The 23,098-nt window shown below is 71.9% G+C and carries 24 protein-coding genes; 14 read left to right on the forward strand and 10 right to left on the reverse strand.

All coding sequences use genetic code 11. The features are described from left to right. Positions 1–172 precede the first annotated feature (172 nt). The 5 genes from ACFVX6_RS23460 to ACFVX6_RS23480 all read left to right on the forward strand — a co-directional run bounded on the left by ACFVX6_RS23460 (position 173) and on the right by ACFVX6_RS23480 (position 4,277). On the forward strand, positions 173–976 hold the full coding sequence (locus ACFVX6_RS23460) for a sensor histidine kinase (RefSeq protein WP_389694410.1): 804 nt from the start codon (positions 173–175) through the stop codon (positions 974–976). Continuing rightward, positions 960–1,658 carry a response regulator gene (locus tag ACFVX6_RS23465; RefSeq protein WP_389694412.1) on the forward strand — a complete coding sequence of 233 codons (699 nt, stop codon included), beginning with the start codon at positions 960–962 and terminating at the stop codon, positions 1,656–1,658. The genes ACFVX6_RS23460 and ACFVX6_RS23465 overlap by 17 nt, the downstream gene beginning before the upstream one ends. Positions 1,659–1,889: 231 nt before the next feature. Beyond that, positions 1,890–2,714 carry a UbiA family prenyltransferase gene (locus tag ACFVX6_RS23470; protein ID WP_389694414.1) on the forward strand — a complete coding sequence of 275 codons (825 nt, stop codon included), beginning with the start codon at positions 1,890–1,892 and terminating at the stop codon, positions 2,712–2,714. A gap of 124 nt (positions 2,715–2,838) precedes the next feature. Then, positions 2,839–3,615 carry a BTAD domain-containing putative transcriptional regulator gene (locus ACFVX6_RS23475; RefSeq protein WP_389694416.1) on the forward strand — a complete coding sequence of 259 codons (777 nt, stop codon included), beginning with the start codon at positions 2,839–2,841 and terminating at the stop codon, positions 3,613–3,615. Continuing rightward, positions 3,612–4,277: a 4'-phosphopantetheinyl transferase family protein gene (locus ACFVX6_RS23480; RefSeq protein ID WP_389694418.1), complete on the forward strand. Its 666-nt coding sequence runs from the start codon at positions 3,612–3,614 to the stop codon at positions 4,275–4,277. Before ACFVX6_RS23475 ends, ACFVX6_RS23480 begins: the two co-directional genes overlap by 4 nt. A gap of 82 nt (positions 4,278–4,359) precedes the next feature. Here the strand turns inward: ACFVX6_RS23480 and ACFVX6_RS23485 are convergent, their stop codons facing one another. The 4 genes from ACFVX6_RS23485 to ACFVX6_RS23500 all read right to left on the reverse strand — a co-directional run bounded on the left by ACFVX6_RS23485 (position 4,360) and on the right by ACFVX6_RS23500 (position 9,805). Further along, complete coding sequence (locus tag ACFVX6_RS23485) at positions 4,360–5,583, reverse strand: lactonase family protein (protein ID WP_389694420.1); 1,224 nt, start codon at positions 5,581–5,583, stop codon at positions 4,360–4,362. Continuing rightward, a complete protein-coding gene (locus tag ACFVX6_RS23490; RefSeq protein ID WP_389694422.1) occupies positions 5,580–6,809 on the reverse strand; it encodes a hypothetical protein in 1,230 nt (409 codons plus the stop codon). The genes ACFVX6_RS23485 and ACFVX6_RS23490 overlap by 4 nt, the downstream gene beginning before the upstream one ends. After that, entirely contained in the window at positions 6,806–9,016 is a 2,211-nt protein-coding gene (locus tag ACFVX6_RS23495; protein WP_389694424.1) for an MMPL family transporter, read from the reverse strand. Before ACFVX6_RS23495 ends, ACFVX6_RS23490 begins: the two co-directional genes overlap by 4 nt. 123 nt (positions 9,017–9,139) lie before the next feature. Beyond that, positions 9,140–9,805 carry a DedA family protein gene (locus ACFVX6_RS23500; RefSeq protein WP_389694426.1) on the reverse strand — a complete coding sequence of 222 codons (666 nt, stop codon included), beginning with the start codon at positions 9,803–9,805 and terminating at the stop codon, positions 9,140–9,142. Between the two features lie 216 nt (positions 9,806–10,021). On the opposite strand from ACFVX6_RS23500, the gene ACFVX6_RS23505 reads away from it, so the two are divergent. Next, positions 10,022–10,654, forward strand: coding sequence for a class I SAM-dependent methyltransferase (locus ACFVX6_RS23505; RefSeq protein ID WP_389694428.1), 633 nt, complete (start codon positions 10,022–10,024; stop codon positions 10,652–10,654). Here the strand turns inward: ACFVX6_RS23505 and ACFVX6_RS23510 are convergent. Further along, a complete protein-coding gene (locus ACFVX6_RS23510) occupies positions 10,642–11,307 on the reverse strand; it encodes a MerR family transcriptional regulator (RefSeq protein ID WP_389694430.1) in 666 nt (221 codons plus the stop codon). The genes ACFVX6_RS23505 and ACFVX6_RS23510 overlap by 13 nt on opposite strands. Positions 11,308–11,520: 213 nt before the next feature. Between ACFVX6_RS23510 and ACFVX6_RS23515 the strand changes: the two genes are divergently transcribed. The 5 genes from ACFVX6_RS23515 (at position 11,521) to ACFVX6_RS23535 (ending at position 16,002) form a co-directional block, all read left to right on the forward strand. Further along, a complete protein-coding gene (locus ACFVX6_RS23515; RefSeq protein WP_389694432.1) occupies positions 11,521–12,510 on the forward strand; it encodes an AfsA-related hotdog domain-containing protein in 990 nt (329 codons plus the stop codon). Next, positions 12,507–13,190: an HAD family hydrolase gene (locus ACFVX6_RS23520; protein ID WP_389694434.1), complete on the forward strand. Its 684-nt coding sequence runs from the start codon at positions 12,507–12,509 to the stop codon at positions 13,188–13,190. Before ACFVX6_RS23515 ends, ACFVX6_RS23520 begins: the two co-directional genes overlap by 4 nt. Before the next feature lie 31 nt (positions 13,191–13,221). Next, a complete protein-coding gene (gene fabG, locus ACFVX6_RS23525) occupies positions 13,222–13,926 on the forward strand; it encodes a 3-oxoacyl-ACP reductase FabG (RefSeq protein ID WP_389694436.1) in 705 nt (234 codons plus the stop codon). 98 nt (positions 13,927–14,024) lie between these two features. Next, entirely contained in the window at positions 14,025–14,468 is a 444-nt protein-coding gene (locus ACFVX6_RS23530; protein ID WP_389694438.1) for an ester cyclase, read from the forward strand. 127 nt (positions 14,469–14,595) lie between these two features. Then, positions 14,596–16,002 (forward strand): MFS transporter, encoded by a 1,407-nt coding sequence (locus tag ACFVX6_RS23535; protein WP_389694483.1) that lies wholly within the window; start codon positions 14,596–14,598, stop codon positions 16,000–16,002. On the opposite strand, the gene ACFVX6_RS23540 is transcribed toward ACFVX6_RS23535, so the two are convergent. The 5 genes from ACFVX6_RS23540 to ACFVX6_RS23560 form a co-directional block, all read right to left on the reverse strand. Then, positions 15,905–16,312 carry a MaoC/PaaZ C-terminal domain-containing protein gene (locus tag ACFVX6_RS23540; RefSeq protein WP_389694440.1) on the reverse strand — a complete coding sequence of 136 codons (408 nt, stop codon included), beginning with the start codon at positions 16,310–16,312 and terminating at the stop codon, positions 15,905–15,907. The two genes, ACFVX6_RS23535 and ACFVX6_RS23540, sit on opposite strands and share 98 nt — an antisense overlap. Next, positions 16,309–16,788 carry a MaoC family dehydratase N-terminal domain-containing protein gene (locus ACFVX6_RS23545; protein WP_389694442.1) on the reverse strand — a complete coding sequence of 160 codons (480 nt, stop codon included), beginning with the start codon at positions 16,786–16,788 and terminating at the stop codon, positions 16,309–16,311. Before ACFVX6_RS23545 ends, ACFVX6_RS23540 begins: the two co-directional genes overlap by 4 nt. A 170-nt stretch (positions 16,789–16,958) precedes the next feature. Continuing rightward, the gene (locus ACFVX6_RS23550; protein ID WP_389694444.1) at positions 16,959–18,089 is read right to left on the reverse strand and encodes a beta-ketoacyl synthase N-terminal-like domain-containing protein; all 1,131 of its coding nucleotides are present in this window, start codon (positions 18,087–18,089) and stop codon (positions 16,959–16,961) included. Further along, a complete protein-coding gene (locus tag ACFVX6_RS23555; RefSeq protein WP_389694446.1) occupies positions 18,086–19,342 on the reverse strand; it encodes a beta-ketoacyl-[acyl-carrier-protein] synthase family protein in 1,257 nt (418 codons plus the stop codon). Before ACFVX6_RS23555 ends, ACFVX6_RS23550 begins: the two co-directional genes overlap by 4 nt. Continuing rightward, positions 19,335–19,610, reverse strand: a complete 276-nt coding sequence (locus ACFVX6_RS23560) for an acyl carrier protein (protein ID WP_250738697.1) — start codon at positions 19,608–19,610, stop codon at positions 19,335–19,337. The genes ACFVX6_RS23555 and ACFVX6_RS23560 overlap by 8 nt, the downstream gene beginning before the upstream one ends. Before the next feature lie 247 nt (positions 19,611–19,857). Between ACFVX6_RS23560 and ACFVX6_RS23565 the strand changes: the two genes are divergently transcribed. From ACFVX6_RS23565 to ACFVX6_RS23575, 3 genes are read left to right on the forward strand one after another with little or no spacing between them, the layout of a single operon-like run. Next, a complete protein-coding gene (locus ACFVX6_RS23565; RefSeq protein WP_389694448.1) occupies positions 19,858–20,841 on the forward strand; it encodes an ACP S-malonyltransferase in 984 nt (327 codons plus the stop codon). Continuing rightward, positions 20,838–22,529 (forward strand): phytoene desaturase family protein, encoded by a 1,692-nt coding sequence (locus ACFVX6_RS23570; protein ID WP_389694450.1) that lies wholly within the window; start codon positions 20,838–20,840, stop codon positions 22,527–22,529. Before ACFVX6_RS23565 ends, ACFVX6_RS23570 begins: the two co-directional genes overlap by 4 nt. Then, positions 22,526–23,026 carry a TetR/AcrR family transcriptional regulator gene (locus ACFVX6_RS23575; RefSeq protein WP_389694452.1) on the forward strand — a complete coding sequence of 167 codons (501 nt, stop codon included), beginning with the start codon at positions 22,526–22,528 and terminating at the stop codon, positions 23,024–23,026. Before ACFVX6_RS23570 ends, ACFVX6_RS23575 begins: the two co-directional genes overlap by 4 nt. The last annotated feature ends 72 nt before the right edge of the window (positions 23,027–23,098 follow it).

Raw genomic sequence — 23,098 nt, forward strand, 5'->3', positions numbered from 1 at the left:
CTCGAATCCGGAAGCATGGGCCACCTGCAGAGAACAAGCCCAGCACATTCTCGCCGAATGCCTCCGGGCGCTGGAAGACGGAGCCGAGGAACCACTCGACACCCACCTCATCGCGAAGACCCGACGGCTCAGCGGCGCCCGCATCTCGCAGGGAATCGCACCCATCCATTCGGTGCGCGCCGGGGCCCTGCTCTTCCAGGTCGCCACGAGCCACCTCATCCGGATCGCCTCGGCTCGGCCCGAGGACCAGAGCTGCCTGATGAAGATGCTGCCCGTACTGCAGTCGTCGATCACCCAGCGGCTGGAAGCCGGCTCCACCGGACACGACCTCTTCCTGCTCGACGTCGTACGCGATGCCACCCGGCACGGCCGTGACGGCATGGCCCGCGAGATCCACGACCGCATCGGCAGCTCCGCCAGCCTCGCGCTGCGCCAGCTGGAGCTCTACGAGCTCACCCGGCACCCGTCGGGAACGGACCCCAGGCTCGAGGCCCTGAAGCAGGCCATCCTGGAAACGCTCTACACCACGCGGGACATCGTGACGGACCTGCGGACCCGGGCCGAAGCCACCCAGTCCCTCTACGTCTCGCTCTCGGCCTTCGTCTCCGCCATGGCCATGGACGACCTGCAGGTCGACATCCACGTGACCGATCCGGGCGACCTCCTGCCGGACGAACTCACCGAAGACCTCTACCTGATGCTCCGCGAATGCCTGCGCAACTCCTTCACCCACGCCCGTTCGTCGCGGATCGACATGGAGGTCCGCGTCGAAACGGGCCGGGTCGACGCGTCGGTACGGGACGACGGCAAGGGCTTCGACCCACACGCCCACCGGCGGGGAAACGGGCTGTCATCCCTGACCGAGCGCACCAAACTGCTGGGCGGCCGGCTCACCATCGACAGCTCTCCGGGGCAAGGGACGGCGATCAACCTGTCCATCCCCTTCGACACGGAGAACCATGCACACGCCAACTGAGCCGCGCCCGGCCGCCGAACCGCTCCGCATCATCGCCGTCGACGATCACTCGCTGCTCCGCCGGGCCCTGTGCGAGCTGATCGAATCGGAGGACGACCTCACCGTCGTCGCCGACACGGACACCTCAGAGGGACTGGCCGACCTCGTCGAACGCACCAGACCCCACGTGGTCCTCCTCGACGTGGAAATGCCGGGTCACCACGCGCCCACCGTCGTGCGCGCCCTGACCACCCGTTTTCCCCAGTTGCACGTACTGATCCTGACCATGCACAGCGACGCCCAGCTGGTTCAGGAACTGCTCGCCCACGGAGCCCGCGGCTATCTGCACAAGAGCGTCCCGCGCGAATCGCTGCTCGCGGCGCTGCGGAACACCGCCTCCCGCGATCCGCACGTCACGATCGCCCTGCCGAGCAGCGGCGTTCCCACCGTCGGATTCAGCACCTCGCACCAGACCCTCTCGCCGCGGGAGCGGGAGGTGCTCACGTACGTCGCCGCCGCGCTGAGCAACCGGCAGATCGCCGTCCGGTTGCGCATCACCGAGGGCACCGTGAAGCGGCACCTGCGCAACGTATTCGAGAAACTCGGCGCGATATCACGCATCGACGCGGCGAACAAGGCAATTGATGCGCGTCTCATCAGAAGGCCCGGGCCGGAAGACCGCCCGGGCGCCGGAAGGGGATAGGACCAAAAAGCTGCACAACAGGCCCGTACGTATGCCTCTTTGAGAGTATCGGGGTTACCCCCAGCGGGTCTGCCCCGGGTTGGGGCATTCAAATATATTCGAGCCATGTCGACAAAGACGCCCATAATCTCCGATGGAATTGAGCGTTCCACAAGACCGTTATCGCCGTCGGCCGCACCCTTCAAATGGGTCCGGATCCTGCTGCTCTGCTTCCAGGAATCCCGGGCTGCGGTGCAGGCCATTTTCCTGATGCGCTTCCTGCTGGCCGCCACGGCCGGCGCCACGTCCTACCTGACGCTGCCCCCCGCCCTGTTCGGCGGGGCCGGCGTCTGGCTGATGGCCGCGACGTCCGTCTACCTCTTCAACGGGGTGACGGACGTCGACGAGGACCGGGCCAACGGCTCCACCCGCCCCATCGGGCGGGGCGCACTGTCACCCGCCGACGCCCGTCGTACCGCGCACGTGATGGCCGCCGTGGCGCTGGCCGGCGGTGCGTGGATCGGCCCCGCGATGCTCACGGCGACCGCGTGCATGCTGCTCCTCGGCTTCGTCTACTCCGCTCCCGGCATCGCCCTCAAGACCAGCACCCCCGGCACCATGGCCACCGTGATCGGCAGCGGCGCCCTCACCTACACCGCCGGCATCGTGTGTTCCGGGAGCCCCGTCTCGCCGTCGCTGATCGCGTTCTGCACCGCGATGTGCCTGTGGATGGGGCTGGTCGGGGCCGTCACGAAGGACTTCTCCGACGCCGCGGGCGACGCCCGGCACGGCCGACGCAACTGGACGGTCCTGTGGGGGTACGCGAGGACGGCCGCCGTCGTCTCGCTGAGCGCCGTGACGGTGGGGGCGGGGCTGCTGGTGTCCGCCCTCGTCCTGAACGCGCCGCAGCTGCTGGTCCCCGCCTTCGTCCTGCTGGGCGGGGCACTGGCGCTGGCGGCCGCGGCGCTCACGGGGCGGTCGGACGACTCGCGCTCCCGGCGCAGGCTGCCCTACCGGATGTTCATGGTCACGCAGTACGCGGCGCATCTCGTCGCTTTCGCCCAGCCCATCGGCTGAAGACACCCATCGACTGAACCACAACGGGGGAACCACAGTGAGGCACAGTCAGATCCATCCCTGGGCAACCGCCCGCCCGGACGCGCGACCCGGCGCCACTGCCGGCGCCGACACCGATGCCGCAATGCGCCACGACGGGTTCGGCATCCGCATCCTCGGCCCGCTGGAGGCGGTCAACGGCGCCTCGGCGCACCGCCCGCGCGGCCCCAAGGTGCGCAAGCTGCTCGCCCTGCTGGCCGTCCGCGCGGGGGACATCGTCGAGGTGGACACGCTCGTGGAGGAGCTGTGGGACGGGTCGCCCCCGCCCACCGCGGTCAGCACGGTCCGTACGCACGTCTACCACCTGCGCCAGGAGCTGGGAAGGGAGTTGGGGGACACCGACGTCCGCCGCGTCATCACCACCGAGGGCACCGGGTACTCGCTGTGCCTGGCCCCCGGCCGGCTGGACCTGGAGCAGTTCACCCAGCTGTACGGACAGGCCCGCACCGACCTGCGCGCCGGCAACGCCGAAGCCGCGCTGGAGCGGCTGGACACCGCGCTCGGCCTCTGGCGGGGCCGCGCGCTGGCCGATGTGAGCCGGGGCCGCGTACTGACGGGGCACGGCGCCCGCATCGAGGAACTGCGCTCGCGGGCCCAGCAGTTGTGGATCGAGGTCATCATGGTCCTGGGGCGCCACGGCGAGGTCGTGCCGGAACTGCTGCGGCTGGTCGCGGTGGATCCGCTGAACGAATGGCTGCACGCCCGCCTGATAGACGCCCTGTACCGGAGCGGGCGGCGGGGCGACGCCCTGCGCGCCTTCCACCACGTACGGAACGTACTGGCCGAGGAGTTGGGCCTGGAGCCCTCCGACGACCTGCGCCGGCTCCAGCACCACATCCTTGCCGGAGGAGCGGCCGCGTGAGCATCCGGATCTGGACCGTCCCGACCGCGGACGCGGCGGCCTGGGCGACGTACGAAGAGGCGTACGCGGTGATGGACTCCCGGGAGCGGCACCGGCTGGCCCGCTTCGGCCGCGCGACCGACCGGTTGCGCTACCTGGCCGTCCACCACGTCTACCGGAGCCTGCTCGGGCGGGAACTGGGCATCCACCCGGCCGAGGTGGCCTTCCGCCGGTCCTGCGCCCGCTGCGAGAGCGGGGAGCACGGCCGGCCGGTGCCCTACGGACCGGACGGGACCACCCTGTCGGTGAGCCTGTCCCATTCGGCGGCGTACGCGGTCGTCGCGATCGGCGACAGCCCGGACGTCCCGGTCGGGGTGGACATCGAGCGGGTGCGGCCGCACATGGACTGGAGCCGCATCCCGTGCGTCCAGGGCGTGCGCACGACCCACGGCTTCGAGCAGTGGACGCGGGCCGAGGCGCTGGTGAAGGCCGCGGGCACCGGCCTGAAGGCCGACCCGCCCCGCTACACCGGCCAGGCCTTCGGGCCGTGGCGCGCCGCGCTCGTACCGGGCTCGGCGCAGGACTGGTACGTGCGCAGCATCCGCTCCCCCGAGGGGTACGCCGCTTCGGTGGCGTCCGCGAGCGCGGACGCGACGGTCACCGTCGCGCAGTGGCGGCCCTGACGGCCGGCGCCGGGAGACAGACAGGAGGGCGGCCCCCGGGAAGTTCCGGGGGCCGCCCTCCTGTGTCTGCCCTCCCGCGCGGCTACCGCAGCAGCACGCAGCTGGGGCTGGGTACGGAAAGCGGGGGCGCGGCCGGGGTGAGCCGGCCGGTGGCCGGGTCCAGGCGGAAGGCACTGACCGACTGCCCGGCCTGGTTGGCCGTGTACACGTACCGGTCGGAGGCGTCGAGGGCCACGTCCCGCGGCCAGCAGGTGCCCGGCGCCTTGGCGCTGACGGGTTGGGACTCGATGAGAGCGAGGCTCCGGCCCGCGTTGCCCACCCGGAAGGACTCGACGGTGTCGAGCCCCCGGTCGGCCGTGATCAGGAGCCCGCCGTCGCGCGTGAGGTGCACGGCGGAGGGGGCGTTGCGGGGGTTGATGCCGGGCGGCGCGACGGAGGCGTGGGAGACCGGGCGGAGCTCTCCGGTGCCGGCGTCGTAGAACAACACGGTGACGGTGTGCCCGAGTTCGTTGGTCACGTAGGCCAGGTCTCCCCGCGGGTGGAAGACCAGGTGCCGCGGGCCGATGCCGCTGCCGAGCCGGACCCTGCCGGCCGGACGCAGCGCGCCGGTGGCGGAGTCGAAGTCGTAGACGTGGATGTGGTCGTCGCCCTTGTCGGGAACCAGCACCCGGCGGCCCGCGGGATCGAAGGCGATCATGTGCGGATGCGGGCCGCGCTGCTCCTCGGGGTGCGGGCCGCGGCCGTCGTGGCGTACGACGGTCACGGCCTCGCCCAGCGATCCGTCGGCCGTCACGGGCAGGACGGCGATGTGCCCCGAGTCATAGTTGGCCGTGAGCAGGAAGCGGCCTTCGGGATGGACCGCGAGGTGCACGGGCGCCGCGCCCGCGCTGGAGCGGGGGCTCCCGAGCGGGTGGAGCCGGTCCCCGTCGATCCGGTAGGCGTGGACGGCTCCGGTGGCTCCGTCCGGGAGCTGGCTGACGGCGTAGAGGCGGGCCCCGTCGGGCGAGAGCGCGAGGAACGAGGGGTTCGCGATCCCGCGCTGCCACCTCCTGACGTCGAGCCGGCCGTCGGCGCCGACGGCGGCGATCCCGATGCCGGGAAGGCCCGGCAGCCCGTACTCACCGATCGTGAAGCCGCCGATGTAGGCGTGCCGGGCGTCCGGACGGGGTGCTTCGCCCGCGGCGGTGGACATGCCGGTCCAGCCGATCCCCGCGAGGGCACCCGCCCCGGCGAGCGCGAGGAATCCGCGACGGTCGTAGGAGGAAGGGGCCGAGGCCCGTTCGCCAAGTCTGCTGGGGCGGTTCACAGTTCGGCTCCGAAGATCAGCCCGGGTGCGAGGAGGACGGCGAGCCCTCCGCCGGCCAGGGCCAGCAGGACCTGCCACCCGGTGCGCAGGTTCCTGATCCGGGCCCGGCGGCGGGCCAGGGCGAGCACCGCGACCGACGCCGCCCAGGCGGGAAGTGCAATGCGCAGGCTGACCTCGCCGGTGAACAGCAGCCCGGCGCGGCCCGTGATGCACTCGGCCGCCGAGCACGAGTCGGGCGGGTCGGACGAGGACCACAGGACCCCGAGCCCCAGGAAGAGCAGCGGGGCCAGGGCGGCGAGTCCGGTGGTCCACACGTAGGGCGACAGTCCGGTGTTCCGGCGGGCACGCCGCCGGGTGATGGCGAAGGCGGCCAGGGCGGGTACCCACCCCGTCACCACGCCGAACAGCCCCGCGTGCGCGGCCTCCGAGAGCGCGGCCCAGCCGGCGTCCAGCCCCCAGCCGCCCCGCAGCAGTGCCAGGAGGCCGGTGGCGGCGGCGAGTCCGGCCGCGGTGTGCGCCCAGGTCCGTGCGAAGAAGGGGGCGCCGGCCCAGCCGACGAAGACGCCGGCCAGCGAGACCAGGAGCACGGGCGGACCCGCGGTCACCCCCCAGGGCAGCGGAAACCCGGGCAGGCCGTCGCCCAGGGGCGCGGACCAGCTCCCCCAGTCGCCGAACAGGGCCGCCAGGACGGCGGTGACACAGGCGGCGACGGCGCCGGCGTGCTGCACCCGGTCGGTCTCGGCCCTGGCCCGCTCGGCCCGGTCGGCATCCACCCGGACCCGGCGCATCCGGTCGGCGTCCGCCCGGTCGGCGTCCGCCCGGTCGGCGTCCGCCTGGTCGGCCTCGGCCCGGTCCGCCTCCGCCCGGTCGGCCTCCCCCCGGGCACGCTCCCCCCGGGCACGCTCCCCCCGGTCGGTCTCACCCCCGGCCTCGCCCCCGCCCTCCCCGCCCCCTGTCAGGACGAGCGCCACGCCCCGGGCCCGGAACGGGGGAGATCCGGTGACGGGGCGCGGCGCTGCCTGCGGGATCGCCGGGCCGGTGGAAGCCGGCCCGGTCGCGGCCCCGTGGGCAGCCTCGGAGGGAAGTCGGGGGACCGTCCCCTCCGAGGCGGTTCGTGGCGTCGGGCCGAGGGCGCCGGCGGCTATGTCCGCCTCCGGCTCCTCGGAACCCTTCGCAGTCGCGGGGCGCCCGGATGCGGACGCTCCGGCGGTCCGGGCCGTGGTCATCGCCCGGCCTCGGCGGCGTGGGCGGCGCGGGCACCAACCTCCGGCGCAGGGCCCGTACGCTCCTCAGCCGCGGACTCCCGGAAGCCGTAGCGGGACCACCAGCGGGCCAGCGGCGCCGGTGCCCACCACGCCCACTTGCCCATCAGCGCCATGGTGGCGGGCACGAGCAGGCCCCGGACCACGGTCGCGTCGATGACCACCGCGATCACCAGGCCGACCCCGATCATCTTCATGAACAGGATGGACGAGGTCATGAAGCCCCCGACCACGACGACGAGCAGCAGCGCGGCACTGGTGATGATCTTCGCGGTGCGCTGGAGCCCGATGGCCATCGACTCGACCGGGTCACCACTGGCCTCCCATTCCTCGCGCACGCGGGAGAGCAGGAAGACCTCGTAGTCCATGGCCAGACCGAAGGCGATCGCCACGACGAGCACGGGGAAGTTGGCGTCCACCGCGCCGATGGGTTCGAAGCCGAGCACCCCGGAGAGATGCCCGTCCTGGAAGATCCACTTGATGGCGCCGAAGGTGGCCAGGAGCGACAGCAGGTTCAGGATCACGGACTTCAGCGGGAGCAGCAGCGAGCCGAAGGCCAGGAAGAGCACCAGGAAGGACACGACGGCCACGAACAGGGCCATCCACGGAAGACGTCCGCCGATCATGTCGACGATGTCCACGCGGGAGGCCGGCATCCCGGTTACCAGCGTCTTCGCGCCCTCCGGCGCTGCGGTGTCCCGGACCCCGTGCACCAGGTCCACGGCCGATCGGGACATCGGGTCGGGCGCGTACCGCACCGTCACCCGTGCGTCGTTGCCCGCGAAGGCCGTGGGCGTCGCGGACGTCACGCCCGCAACCCCCTCGAGCCGGTCCGCGTAGGCCTCTACGGCGCTGCGGTCGGCCGGGCCGCCGAAGCGGACGACCGAGGTCATGGTCCGGCCGGGGTTGGTGTCGAAGTCGGCGGCCAGGGTCTTGCTGACGACCTTCGCGTCCCCGTTCGACGGCAGGACCCACTCGCCCGGCCGGGCCCAGTTGACGCCGAGCAGCGGCGCCCCGAGGCCGACCAGGACGGCGACGATCGCCAGCGAGGACAGCAGCGGCTTGCGCATGACCGCGTGCGCGGTGCGGTACCAGCGCCCCTGCGTCAGCGGCTTCGCCGCGCCGCCCCGGCCGCCCGGCAGCGGGACCCGCCACTTGTCGATGCGGTGTCCCGTGTAGCGCAGCAGGGCCGGGAGCAGCGTCAGCGAGCCGACGACCGCGAAGGAGACCACGGCGACGGCCGCGTACCCCATGGAGGACAGGAACCGCGACGGGAAGAGGGCCAGGCCCGCGAAGGAGATGGCCACGGCGAGCCCGGAGAAGGCGACCGTGCGCCCGGCCGTGGCCGTCGCGCGCCGGACCGCGGTGTCCACGTCCGCGCCGGCGTGCAGTTCCTCGCGGAACCGGTTGACCAGGAAGAGGGCGTAGTCGATGGCCAGGCCCAGGCCCAGGATCGTGATGACGTTGATGACGGTGCTGGAGATCTCGGTGAACATCGTCAGCACGCGCAGCACCACGAAGGATCCGAGTGCCACGAAGGTGCCGACGGCCAGGGGCAGCAGCGCGGCAACCGCACTGCGGAAGATCAGCACCAGCAGGACGAGCAGGATCGGGATCGAGAGCATCTCGGCCCGGGCGATGTCCGAGCCGGTCAGGGCGTTGACCTGCTCCGTCATCGCGGCCACGCCGCCGAAGCGGGCGGTGACCCCCTCGGCCTCGAACTCCTCCTTGATCTTCGTCAGCGCCTCGACCTGGTGCTGGTCGTTGTCGTCGGAGAACTGCACGGTCGCGTACATGCGGGTGCGGTCCCGCGATACGTAGGCGTCGGCGCCCTGCGCGCCGGGGTCCCAGTAGGAGCTCAGGCGGGTGATGCCCTCGCGCGGGACGCCGTCGAGTGCCGACCGGACGGCGCCGCCGAACTCCTCGGCGCTCCGGCCGGCGACCTTGGACTCGTAGAGGACGATCAGGTCGTTGGACTCGCGCCCCAGGGGGCCTTCGAGAACCTTGTCGGCCTCGACCGACTCACTGGCCGGGTCGTCGAATCCGGCACCGCCGGTGAACGAGCCGAAGACGCCGGTACCCCACACGCCGGCGAACAGCGTGAAGACGACCGCCGCGATCACGACCCATTTGCGACGCCGCGCGGTGAATGCTCCGATGGCGGCAAACAATTTTCTCTCCCTGGCTGGTATCGCTTTTGCTGAGGCTTGCTGGATACGTCCGACCCCGCGCAGGTTCGGTTCATGACTCTTTCAGAGCCGGTAATTACGCGGAATGCACATTCGGATTGCTCGCTATACCTCTTTCGACACATTCCCGGCCGCGCTCCGCACGGGAAGGGCGAGCCGGGTGGTGCGCCGGGTGGTGCGCCGCTGCGCGAGCGAGGCGACCACTCCCACCACCAGCGACAGCCCGAGACCAATGGCCACCGAGTGGACCGGGTCGTCGCTGATCGCGCCGCCGAAATAGCCGACCCCCACGGAGTACGCGGTCCATATCGACTCCGCGAGCGCGGCCCCGGCGGCGAACCTGCCGAGGGGGTACCCGGCGGCGCCCGCCGCCAGCCCGCCCAGCAGCCGCCCGCTCGGCAGGAAGCGCACGCCGACGACGAAGGGAAACCCGCGCCGGCGCACCTGCCCGGACATCCACTCGAAGAGCTCGCCGCGCCGCCCGCGCGTCACGGCGCCCAGGCGCGCCCGGTTTCCGAGGAGCCGGCCGCAGCGGTGTATCAGCAGGTCACCGAGGAGCGCACTGCCGGCCACCGACAGCACGACCAGGACGATCGACATCTCCCCCTGCGCCGCGAGCACACCGCTGGTCACCAGCAGGACGCTGTTCGGCAGCAGCGGCGGCAGGGTCGTGAGCGCCAGGATCGCGTACGCCCAGCAGGCCCAGCCCGACAGGTTCCCCGCCAGGCCGGAGGTGACGTCGACCCAGGTCACGAGCGAGTTGATGTCCACGGCCTTCCCTCCATCCGTTCGACCCCGGCCACGAAGGGTCCGGGGCGGCCGGCACTACCTCTTTCGAGGCATGCGCCGGGTCATTGGTGAGTGATGACCCCAGGTCGGCGGGTCATTAGCGTCGGTTCGGCAGCGGACGAACGCGCCTCCACATGAACTGTAACCTAAGGTATCGATAGATTCACTATCACCTATCACCAGCCTAGGCGGGCGCACATGACCGACGTGATGCTGTTCCTCAAGGAGTTCGCCCGGACGCGGCGGGACACGGGAGCCATCGCTCCCAGCAGTCCCTTACTGGCCCGGGCCCTCACCCGCTACGTGATCCCCAGTCCGGGCAGGCCGCGCGCCGTGCTCGAAGTCGGCCCCGGCACGGGCGCCGTGACCCGGCACATCCAGCCGGCGCTGGGCCCCCTCGACACCCTCGAACTGATCGAGCCCAACGCGCGGTTCACCGAGCTGCTGCGCCACACCTACCGGGACGACTCGCGCATAGGACTGCTGCCGGGCCTGGTCCAGGACCACGAACTCGGCTCGTACGACACGATCGTGTGCGGCCTGCCCTTCGCGAACTTCGAGGCCCCGGTCGTGGAGGACATCCTCGGGCAGCTGCTGGCCTCGCTGAACCCGGGCGGCACGCTGTCCTTCTTCGCGTACGCCGGAGTCCCGCCCCTGCGCCGGGCCCTCACCTCGGGCGAGACGCGCGAGCGCACGCTGGGAACCCAGGCGGTACTGGAACGGACGCTGCGGCGCCACCGGTTCCGTACGGAGACCGTGCTGTGGAACGTACCGCCCGCCCACGTGCACCACCTGGCCCTGGTGGCACCCGCGCTCGCCTACAGCGCCTGATCCTCCACGAGCGCCTGATCCTCCACCCGGGCGGACACGCGTCCGGACGCGTCCTCCTGAGCGATGCGGCGCAGGGCCGACATGGCCGCGTCGCCGAGGAGGGTGCCGAGGACGACGCCCTCCACCTTGCCGTCCACGCTGGGCACCCGGGCGAGGGCGGCCAGCTCGGCGCCGGCCAGGCGTCCGGCCACGGCCGCGTACTCGTCGAGCAGGGACAGCAGGTCGCCGCGGCCCAGGTCGCGGTAGGTCACGACGATCTGGACCAGCGCCTTCCAGCCGGGGTTCTCGGGCTTGACCGCCCAGCCCTGGCGCCGCACCAGATCCTCGACGGCGCGTTCGGCACCCGCCCAGTCGCCCTCCGGATTCGGGTCGGCCACGGCGCGGGTGACCGCGGACTGGGCGACGCCGAGCATGCCGTGGACCGTGCGGTGGGGCGAGTCGACCTCGGCGAGCACCTCGCGGACGGCAGCGATCGACAGACCGCCGACCTCCAGCATCGCCCGGATCAGCCTGAGCCGGTGCGCGTGCGCCTCGGAGTAGCTCACCTGGTTGGGGCTCGTCCGCTCGCCGGACGGCAACAGCCCTTCACGGGCGTAGTACTTGACCGTCGCTACCGAAACTCCGGTACTCCGCGCCAGCTCTCCGATACGCATTCCACCAGGATACTGCGTTTCCCCTCCGCGTTTACCCCCCGGCCACAACAACCCGTCCGGAGACCGCCGCATCCGCGAATTGCCCAGCTTTTATCGGTCTTGAATTTGCGCACGATCGCGCTTCCATGCCGGACTGCCAGGCTCAATCCGTACCGAAACTCCCCTCTTGGAAGCCAAAGAACCCAGCCGAAGACCCAGCCGAAGGAATCAGGTATGACCACAGAAGTGGTTCCGGAGCTTCCCTCGGAGCCCGGCGATCTCACCTACGGGCGCACCGTGGACCGCTCCCTGGTCCACCGGGCCGCCGTCTCCGAGGTCTTCGTGACCGACATCAGGCCCCTGACCGCCATGCGCGTCCGCACCGCGGTCCAACTTCCCCTGACACACGGCTACTACAGCGACCACGTGCAGCAGCCGGCCCTCTACGACGCCCTGCTGCTCCTGGAGTCGGGCCGGCAGGCCGCGATCGCCGGATCGCACGCCCACATGGGCCTGTCCCAGGGCACCACGATGATCGTCGACAGCTTCCGCATGGACCTGTACGGCCTCGCGGCCCTGAAGATCGGCTCGAAGCCGGGACGGCTGCGCATCGACACCGAGTACTCCGGCAAGGCGAACCGGCGCGGCCGGGTCCGCAAGGGCATGGTCGCCCAGCGGTACTTCATGGACGGCGTCGAGGTCGGCGACCACGAGATGGACGTGCTCTTCCTCAACCCGCACGAGAACGAGGTGCTGCGGCACGCCCAGCGCGGCACCCCGGCGCCCCGGACCTCGGACTACGGCCGCCACGCACCGGGTGACGACGGCAACGGACAGCTGCGGCCCGGACAGGTCGGCCGGGGCAACCCCCTCAACGTCCTGCTGTCCCGCGCCGAACACGCGCCGGAAGCGGTCACGGCCCGGGTGACACCCCGCTTCGACAACCGCGCCCTCTTCGACCACGTCTACGACCACCTCCCGGCCATGACCCTCGTCGAGGCCGCCCGCCAGCTCGCCCTGCTCGCCACCGGCGAACCCCTGGCCACGTACGCCGTCGGCTTCGAGGCCCGGTTCGACCGGTTCGCCGAACTGGACGACACCGTCCTCGCCGAAGCGGCCCGCCCCGACGGGGGTGCACCCGGCACGGTTCCGGTGCGCTTCCTCCAGGCCGGGGCCCAGATCGCCCACGTCACCGTCACCACCGCATCCGGGAGCCAACTGTGAGTACGCGGCGCCTTGCCGTCTGGACCGACTTCGGCGGTGTTCTGACACCCCCGATCTCCCACACGATGGCCGCCTTCTGCGCGGCACAGAACCTCGACCAGCAGGTGCTCGGGCAGGCCCTCGGAAAGGTCACCGCCCGCTACGGCACGGCCGACCCGATGGAGCCCATCGACACCCCCCTCATCACCGAAGAGCAGTGGCTCGACGAGATCTCCGCCGTGCTGGCGGCCGATCACGGAATCACCGGGCGCAAGCTGACGACCCTCGCCGACACCTGGTTCGACGGCCGTGAGACCAACCACGCCTGGGTCGCCGAGCTCCGCAAGGCGCGCGAGGGCGGCGCCTTCGTCGGGATGATCTCGAACATGGTCCCGACCTGGGACGCCCACTGGCGCCGCATGGTCGACGTGGACGAGCTCTTCGAGGACGTCCTGCTCTCCTTCGAGGTCGGCCACCGCAAGCCCTCGCCCGCCATGTTCGCGCTCGCCGCGGAGCGAGCCGGGGTCCCCGCCGCCGACTGCGTCCTGATCGACGATCTCGCGCACAACGTCGCGGGAGCCGAGGCCGCCGGCTGGACGGCGATCCACTTCACCGACACGAGCACGGCGGCGGAGCAGCTGGGTTCCCTGTTGGCGTCCACCGCGTCGCCCGCGTACTCGTCCGCGCCGTCATCCACGTAGTCGCCCGACCTTCGATAAGGAGCCCCATACCGTGAGCCGTTCCGTGCTCGTCACCGGCGGGAACAGAGGCATCGGCCTCGCCACCGCCCGCGCCTTCGCCGAACAGGGCGACAAGGTCACCGTCACCTACCGCACCGGCGAGCCGCCCGAGGGGCTCTTCGGTGTGCGCTGCGACGTGACGGACCCCGAGTCCGTGCGCCGCGCCGTGGAGGAGGCCCGCATCCAGCACGGGCCGATCCAGGTACTGGTCTCCAACGCCGGCATCACCCGCGACGAGCTGTTCGTCGGCATGGACGCCGAGGACTTCCGCGCCGTCATCGAGACGAACCTGCTCGCGGCGGTGGCCGTCACCAAGGAGGTCCTGCCGGACATGCTCAAGGCCCGCTGGGGCCGGATCGTCCTGGTCGCCTCGGTGAGCGCCCTGTCCGGCGCCCCGGGCCAGACCAACTACGCCGCCTCCAAGGCCGGCCTGATCGGGTTCGGCCGCTCCCTCTCGCGGGAGGTCGGGCGCCGCAAGGTCACCGTCAACGTGGTGACCCCGGGCCTGATCGAGACCGACATGGTCAAGGACGTCACCGGCCCGCGCCGCGAGCACCTGCTCAGCCAGACCTCCCTGTTCCGCGCGGGCGAGCCCGAAGAGGTGGCCGGCGTCGTGAAGTTCCTGGCGAGCGACGACGCCTCGTACGTCACCTCGGCGGTGGTCCCCGTCACCGGCGGCCTCGGCGTCGGCCACTGACCATCCCCACGCGCCAATCCCCGAGCGCCGCTCCCCCCACGCACCCCTCCCCACGCGCCACATCCACCCGTCACATCCACCCGCAGGAAAGGAAACCCATGGCGAACGACAAGGTCCTTGAGATCGCCCACCAGATGGGCCGGATCTTCAACGATCTGGACGCGGAGGCCGCCCACGCGCTGGTCGCCCCCGACTTCGTCGACTACGAGGCCCCGCCCGGCACCCCCGGTGGCCCCGACGGCTACCTCGGCACCGCCCGATGGATGAACTCCGTGTTCTCCGAGGCCGGCTGGGACCACCTCGACTCCTTCGCCGACGGCGACAGGGCCGTGATCCGGGTGCGGTTCACCGGAATCCACACCGGCAACTTCCTCGGCTTCGAGGGCACCGGCAACAAGGTCGACGTCGAGCACATCCACATCTACCGCGTCGGTGACGACGGCCTCGTCCACGAGCACTGGGCCTGCCGCCAGGACCTGTTCCTGCTGGCCCAGATCGGCGCGGTCGAACTGAAGCTGCCGCCCACGGGCACGCAGGCGTAACCCCCATCCACGCCCCACCACTCAGGTCGCCGAACACCCCACGGGTTCGGCGGCCTGAGTGCATTTCCAGCAGCACGCGACAGACACGACAGACACGACGGAAACGACAGAGAGGAACGAAGCCGTGATGAGAGCCGACCGGCCGGCGTGGGCCCTGGTGGCGACCTCGCTGCCCATGTTCATGGTCGCCGTGGACAACCTGGTGGTCACCAACGCCCTCGCCGTGATCGCGGAGGACCTGAACACCAGCCAGACCGGCCTGCAATGGGTGGTCAACGGCTACATCCTGCCCTTCGCCGGACTCCTGCTAGCCGGCGCCGCACTGGGCGACCGGATCGGCCGGCGCCGCGTCTTCGTCTGGGGCATCGGCGTGTTCACCGCGGCCTCGGCGGCCTGCGCGCTGGCGACCTCGGCGGGGGCACTGATGGCCGCCCGCGTCCTGCAGGGCGCCGGAGCCGCCGCGATCCTGCCGGTCTCCCTGACCCTTGCGGTCGCCGCGGTCGGCCCGGCCAAACGCGCCCTCGCGGTCGGCGTGTGGGGCGGGGTCAACGGCCTGGGCATCGCCATCGGCCCGATGGCGGGCGGGATGGTGACCCAGGGCCTGGACTGGCACTGGATCTTCTGGCTCAACGTGCCGGTGGGCCTGCTGGCCCTGCCGCTCGCCCTGTGGGCCGTACGCGAATCGACCGGTGCGGCCCGCCCCCTCGACGTGTGGGGGACCCTGCTCTCGTGCGGCACCGTCGTGGCCGCGGTCTGGTCCATCATCCAGTCCGCCGGAGAGGACGCGTCACCGCTGCGCACGCTCCTCGGCGTCGCCCTGACCGCCGCACTCGCCGCCGCGTTCGCCTACCGACAGCGCACCGCCGCGCACCCGCTCATCCCGCTCCACCTCTACCGGGTGCGGCCGTTCATGCTGAGCAACTTGCTGGCGATGGCCATGTACTTCGGCGTGTTCGGATCCATCTTCTTCCTGGCCCAGTTCCTCCAGGGTCCGATGGGCTACTCCCCGCTCGAAGCGGGCCTGCGCACCCTGCCCTGGACCGTGGCCCCGATGGTGGCCGTACCCGTGGCCAGCGCCCTGCTGGACCGGGTGGGCGGCTGGCGGCTCCAGGCCGCCGGCTGTCTGGCCCAGGCCCTCGCGCTGGCCTGGCTGGGGCTGATCGCCCGGCCGGGGGTGTCCTACGGGCCGATGGTCGTCGCCATGGTGCTCGCCGGCGTCGGCATGGGCCTGGTCTTCGCGGCCAACCCCGCGACGGTGATCGGTTCCGTGAAGGAGCACGAGCACAACCTGGCGTCCGGGGTGAACAACACCATCCGCGAGTTCGGCGGCGCCCTCGGCATCGCCGTGCTCACCCTCGTGTACGTACAAGGCGGCCTCCGCAGCGCTGTGCTGACGGGGGCCGCCGTGGTGTTCGCGGGCGCCTTCGCGGGACTGGCTATCGGGCGTACGTCAGCACGGCCCGGGTCCGCGCCAGCACCTTCTGCGTCCCCGAGCGCACGGTCAGATCGACCCGAACCGAGCCGTCTTCCCTGACCTCCGCCACCGCGCCGTCGACGGTGATCTCCACACCGTCGGCGGTGTCGGGGACCACGACGGGCCGGGTGAACCGGGTTCCGTACTCCTCGAAGACGGCCCCCTCGCCCGCCCACCCGCGCAGGGCCGTCGCGGCGAGGCCCATGCTGAGCATCCCGTGGGCGATGACCCCCGGCAGCCCCACCAGGGCTGCCCTGGAGTCGGACCAGTGGATCGGGTTGTGGTCACCGGACGCCGCCGCGTACCGGACGAGATCGGCCCGGGTCACGCGGAAGGTCCGGGTGGGGAAGGTGTCTCCTGCGGCGGTCACCGGCCGGCCTCCTCTTGTCCCGAAGCGACGAGCACCGAAGCGGTCTGTCCCGAAGCGCTCGCCGCAGCGTGCCGTGAAACGAGCGTGGACGTCGTCGTGCACACCAGCGCGTCGCCGTCCGCCTCCCGCACCTGCCCGCGCAGGGTGAGCACGTCGTTGCCGTCGACGACGGCGGCGGCGAGCACCTCGATCACGACGACGAGGCGGTCCCCCGACCGGATCGGCCGCACCGCCTCGAACCGCTGGTCGCGGTGGAGGACCCGGGAGAAGTCGAAGCCGAGCCCGGGATCGTCGATCACCTGCCGCTCGGCGTGCATGGACAGCACGATGGGGAACGTGGGCGGCGCCGTCAGGCCGTCCCCGGCCTCGGCGCCCACCGCGCGCGAGAACTCGCGGATGGTCTCGCGGCCGACTTCGTAGGGCTCGCTCGGTGGATACGTACGCCCCGCGAAGGACGTGTCGAAGGCAGATGGCATGGGGCCTCTCCTCGGAAAGTGCAGACAGAAGGACGGACAGACGGACTGGCAGACGGACTGGCAGACGGACTGGCAGACGGACTGGTAGGAGGACGGGCAACACCAACGGCCTGACAGCACAGCGGCGCCCGCGCGAGGGTTCGCGGGCGCCGCTGTGAGCCGGCCGGACATCAGCGGGGTGAACGCACCACCAGGGCGGCCGCGTTGCCGTCCCACCCCACGGAGGTGATGAGCGCGGTCACCCGTGAGACGGGCGGCTGCGCCTTCCACAGCGCGAGGAGACCGGCGAGCTGCATCGAGCCGCTCGCGCTGTACGTCTCACCGAGCGCGTCGGCGATCCGCAGGGTCTGCGACGGCTCACCGCCCAGCGCGACCCGCACGCCGCGCCGTTCGACCGCTTCCAGACCGCGCTGGTGCACGGCCCCGAGGGAGACCACGTCGACCTCGCCCGGTTCGACCCCGCTGCGCTCCAGCGCACGCGAGACGGCGAAGGCCAGACCGTCAGCGTAGTCCCGCGGATCGGGGGTGAACCGCGACTCGCACGCGAGGAGCTCGGCCAGCTCGCCCCCGGCCGGCCGGTCGGGCTGGACCGTGAACACCGCGCCGCCCTCGCCGAGCGCGGCACCCTCCCGCAGCACCCCGGTACGGTGCCAGCCCCAGGCCGCCGGAGCGCTCAGCTCCTCCACGCCACCGACCAGCAGCCGGTCCGCGCGCCCGAGCGTGAGCGCCAGCCGGGCGTGCCGGAAGGCGAGCAGGGAGGCCGTCTGGCCGCCCGCCACCGTGGCGTTGAGGCCGCGCAGTCCGTTGCGGATGGCGATCTGGCCGGTGGTGCTGTTCATCACGGTGTTCGGGAACCGGCCCGGATTGACCAGGTACGGCTTCTCCAGCGTCAGCGTGTCGTAGAGCAGGGTGCTGTGCGTGGACACCGACCCGGTGTTCGTGGCGAGCACCACGCCCGTGCGCGCCCCGTCGACCTCGATCCCCCGGAGCACCTCCTTGCAGGACACCAGCCCGAAGGCGGTCAGGCGGTCCAGGTACTTGGTTCCCTTGCGCCCGAGCTGCTCCTTGACGTCCAGGCCGCGTACCGCGCGGATCGGACGCGGCGGGTACGCCGCCGCGTCCTCGCCGACCGGCTCGTCGTTGGCCTCGCCGCCGCCGAGCAGCCGCTCGGCCAGCGCGTCCAGCCCCAGACCGGCCGCGGAGACGACTCCCGCCGAAGCCACGTAGAGCGGTTCGACGACGGTCACCTTCCGCTCCTCGGCAGCGCCTGTTGCTGTGTTCTTGGCGGGCCTGACGGTCACGAAACCCTCCCCAGGATGGTGATGACGTTGTTCCCGCCGAAGGCGAAGCCGTGGTTCTGCACGATGTTCAGGCGGGCCTCGCGGCCGACGCCCGGCACGCAGTCGACGCCCTCGCCGAGCTCGGGGTCCGGCTCGGTGACGTGCGCGGTGGGCGGCAGGAAGTCCTGCTCCAGCGCCTTGCAGCAGGCGATCGCGCCGAACCCGGAGGCCGCGCCCATGGTGTGGCCCAGCATCGACTTGATCGAGCTGATCGGCGGGATGCGGTCGCCGAACACCTCGCGCGCCGCCGCCACTTCGGTGGCGTCGTTGGTGGGGGTGCCCGTTCCGTGCGCGCAGATGTAGTCGATCTGCTCCGGGTCCACCCCCGCCGCCTCGTGCGCGGCCCGGATGCCGGACGCGATGCTGGCCGCGTCGGGGTGCACCATGTGGGAGGCGTCGCAGTTCGCCGCGTACCCGAGGACCTCGGCGTACATGCGGGCCCCACGCCGCTGCGCGTGTTCGTACGACTCCAGGACCAGCACCGCGCCGCCCTCGCCGGTGACGATGCCGGAGCGGTCCGCGGCGAAGGGCCGCGGAACGTCCTCGGCCATGGCGCCGAGGGCGTAGAACCCGGCGTGCGTCAGCCGGTTGACGGCATCGGCGCCGCCCGCCAGCATCACGTCGGCCTCACCGCTGCGGACCAGGTCGAAGGCGTACCCGAGCGCGTAGTTGGAGGCGGAACAGGCCGTCGGGATCGTCTGGGTGTCGCCGCTCAACAGCAGCTCGGAGCTGACCGCGTTGGCGATCCGCGCGGCCGGGGTCTGCCCGGCCAGCCCGCCGTCGATCGACTCCAGTCCGCCCTGGATCCACTGCTCGGCCAGCTCCTGGACGACGGCGGACTCCCCGCTGGTCGTCCCCATGATCGCGCCGGCCCCGGCGGCTTCCAGCTGGCCCTCGTCGATCCCCGCGTCGACGATGGCCAGCCGGGCGGCCGCGGCGGCCAGCAGGCCGCTGCGGCCCCAACGGGCCGGGTCGAGCCGCTTGAGGTGGTCGGCGGGATCGAAATCGAGGACCTCGCCGGCATTGCGCCGCGGGAAAGCACTCGCGTCGAAACTCTCGATCGGCGCGATGCCGTTCTCGCCCGCACGGATCGCAGCGGCGAATACATCGGCGCCAATACCGACCGGAGACACCGCGCCGAGCCCGGTGATGACCACCCGGCGGTACGTTCCCGCCGCCTTGCCGGCAGTACGCACGGGTCCGGTCTCAGCCATTCGGGTTCTCCTTGGCGTACCGCTCGACACCGTCCACCAGGAGACGCAGGTTCACGAGTTCGGTGAGGTCGGTCTTCGGAATGACCACACCCAATTCCTTCTCGATCCTGGCAACGACGGTGATGAGGGAGAGCGAGTCGCTGTCGTAGTCGTCGATGAAGTGGCCACCGTCGGTGAGCTCGCCCTCCTCCAGCTCGAGCTCCTCGTTCACGATCGCACTGACAGCCGCGTAGTAGTCGCTCACGGATGCCACGGTCTGCTGAGTCATGCGCTTGCCTCTCGTCGCCTTCGAACCGTTTCGATGAGGACCGTATGCGGGCATGAATTGACCGAGCAAGGCCCACTCAACCAAAGAGGCAGCACATTCCTCAAAAGTGACAACGCCGCAACTCACCCCTCTTCGCCCAGCATTTGCCTGGGGTTTTATCGACGGTTTATCGAGGGTTTATCGAGATTCTAAACCTCCCTGCCAGAATCACCGGGACGGTGATATCGGGACGGCGGAAGAGGTCGAGATGAGCGGTCTGCATGGTCTGCGCGGTCCACGTTTGGCTTTGATATTTCCAGGCCAGGATGCGCGGCGTCCCGGAATGGGGCGGCCCTGGGCCGACTCCCCGAGCTGGTTCCTGGCCGAGCGCGCGAGCGAGGTCTCCGGGCACGACGTGGCCGCCCTGCTGCTGGACCCCGCCCGCGGCGCGGACCACCCGCCGCGGACGGACGGCGCCCAGATCGCCACCTTCGTACTGGAGATGGTGATCCTCGCCGATCTGAGACGGGCCCTGCCCGCGGCCGCCCGGCCCCTCGTCTGCGCCGGCCACGGCCTGGGCGAGTACTCCGCCCTCGTCGCCGCCGGGATCATCGGCTTCGACGAGGGCGTACGCCTGGTCGCCGCCCGCGGCAAGGCCATGCAGGAGGCGTCCGCCGCGGACCCCGGCACCATGACGGCCGTGCACGGGCTCTCCCCCGAAGCCCTGGAGCGCGCCGCGGAGTCGGTGCGCGAGGCCGGCGGCCGGGTCTGGGTGGCGCACCTCGACTCGGTCCAGCAGTCCGTCCTGTCGGGCGACCCGGCCTCCGTGGCCCGCTGCCGCACCCTGGCACGGGAGCTGGGGGCCTCCCGGATCCTGCCGGTCCCCCTCGGCGGCGCCTTCCACACCCCGCTGATGGCCGACGCGGCGGCGGCCTTCTCCACCGCCCTCGCCGCCACGGAGTTCCACCGCGGATCCGCGCCCGTCGTGGCCAACACGGACGCGCAGCCGCACCACGGCACGGACGACTGGCCGGGCCTGCTGGAGCGCCAGCTGACCGGCCCGGTGCGCTGGGCGGAGTCGGTGCTCGCGATGGCCGACGGCCTGTACTGCGACATGTTCGTGGAGGTCGGCCCCGGCCGCAGCCTCACCGCACTGGCCCGCCAGACCGCGCCTCGAGTCTCCCGCCTGACCATCTCGGAACCGGGTCAACTGCCCGCCGTCCCGAGGACCCTCGTACGGAGCGCCGCATGAACACCACCACGCACACGACCACGCCCGCGAACCCGACCACGGACGCGGCCGCCCGCACCCACTGGGACGCGATCGTCATCGGCTCGGGCATCGGCGGCCTGGTGTGCGCGGCCTACCTCGCGGTCGGCGGCAAGCGGGTGCTGGTCGCCGAACAGGGAGCGGTCGCGGGAGGCAACAGCCACGTGTTCCGCAGACGCCGCGCCTACGAGTTCGACGTGGGCGTGCACTACCTCGGCGACTGCGGCCCCGACGGCATCCTGCCCGCCATCCTGGACGGTCTGGGGCTGCGCGGCAGGGTCCCGTACGAGGAGATGGACCCCGACGGCTTCGACCGCATCGTGGCCGGGGGCACCACCCTCGACATGCCGGCGGACTGGAAGCGGTACCGCGAGCGGCTCCAGGAGGCCTGCCCCGCGGACGCCGCCGGGATCGACACCTTCCTGGACGTCGTGGCCGGGCTCGGCGCCGAGCGCCGCGACGCCATCGTCTCCGCCGCGGACCTGCCCATGGCGGAGCTGCAACGCCTCGCCCCGCAGTCGGTGGCCTGGGGCCGGCGCACGCTGACCGAGCTCTTCGACCACTGCGCGCTCTCCACCCGCGCCCGCACCCTGCTGGCCGCCCAGTCACCCAACTACGGGATGTCGCCGGACGAGGCCACCGTCGCCACGCACGCCACCCTCATCGACCACTACGTCCGCGGCGCCTACTACCCGCAAGGGGGCGGGCAGATGCTCGCCTCGGGGCTGCTCGAAGTGATCCGCGCGCACGGCGGGGCCCTGCGGACCCGCGCCAGGGTGACGCGGATCGCGATCGAGGAGGGCCGCACCCGCGGCGTCGAGTTCGCGGACGGGACCGGCGCCACGGCTCCGGTCGTCGTATCGAACGCCGACTACCGCCGCACCATGCTCGAGCTGGTGGGCGAGGACCGGCTGCCCCGGCGCCTGGCCGCCAAGACCAGGGACGCCCGGATGGCACTGCCCTGGGCCACCGTCTACGTGGCCCTGGACAAGGACATCGAGCGCCACGCCAACGTGTGGTGGTACCGCGGCGAGGACATCGGCCGCTACTACGAGGACCTCCGCTCCGGCGCCCCGTCCTCCACCACCGACTTCCTCTTCATGTCCTTCGCCTCCGGCAAGGACCACGTCGGCCGCCGCATCTGCCCGCCCGGCCACTCCAACTTCCAGCTGATGACGCTCTGCCCGCCCGGCCTCGAACGCTGGGGAGTCGCCGACGGCGGTACGTACCGCGACGACCCGGTGTACCGCAAGGAGAAGGCGCGGCTCACCGAAGCCGTCCTGGACGCCGCGGAGGAGGTCCTCGGCCCGTTCCGCGGCCACATCACCCACCTGGAGACGGCGACCCCGCTCACCCAGGAGCGGTACACGCTCTCCACCGGCGGCACCCCCTTCGGCATGGCGCAGTGGGGCGCCACCGGCGCCCGCCCGGACACGGCCACCCTCATCGAGGGCCTGCACATAGCCGGGGCCAACACCCGCTACGGCAACGGCATCACGGGCTCGGCCGTCAGCGGCATCGCCTGCGCCGGCCAGATCCTGGGCCGCCGCCTCATGCACGAGGTGCACTCGGGCTCGGTGCTCGGGGACCCCGCGCTGCTCCCGGACCGCGGCGCCGACTGGGACCCCCTGGCGGTGTCCCGCGGGCTGTCGCCCCGCGGGCCGGCGTGAGGCTGAGCGCGGACGAACGCCGGGAGACCGTGCTCCGGGCCGCGATCGCCGAGTTCGCCACCGGCGGCTACCACGGCACCTCGACGGAGGCGATCGCACGCCGGGTCGGGGTCTCCCAGCCGTACCTGTTCCGGCTGTTCCCGACCAAGCGCGCCCTGTTCCAGGCCGCGGCGGTCCGTTCCTTCGAGCGGACCGCCGCGGTGTACGAGCTGGCCGCCGCAGAACTGCGGGGCACCGAGGCGCTGGACGCCATGGCCCGCGCCAGCGACCGCCTCCTCGCCGAGGAACCCCTCCCCCTGATGCGGCTCCAGGCCGTCGCCGCGGCGGCGGCCCTGGACGACCACCCCTTCGCCGCCGTCGTCCGCCGCTCCTGGTGCGACCTGTGGGACCTGGTCCACACCTGCTCCGGCGCCGCCCCGGCCGAGGTCACGGCCTTCTTCGCGCACGAAGCCCTGGCCACCACGCGAGCGGCCATCACGTCGCCGGCCCCGCGCTAGGCCGTCTCTTTCGGATCTTGCCCGGCCCGACCACCCGAGACCCTCGTCACCCCCGCACCCACGGATCCGGGG

The organism is Streptomyces sp. NPDC058289, from assembly GCF_042880975.1.
Lineage (GTDB): Bacteria > Actinomycetota > Actinomycetes > Streptomycetales > Streptomycetaceae > Streptomyces > Streptomyces stoeckheimensis.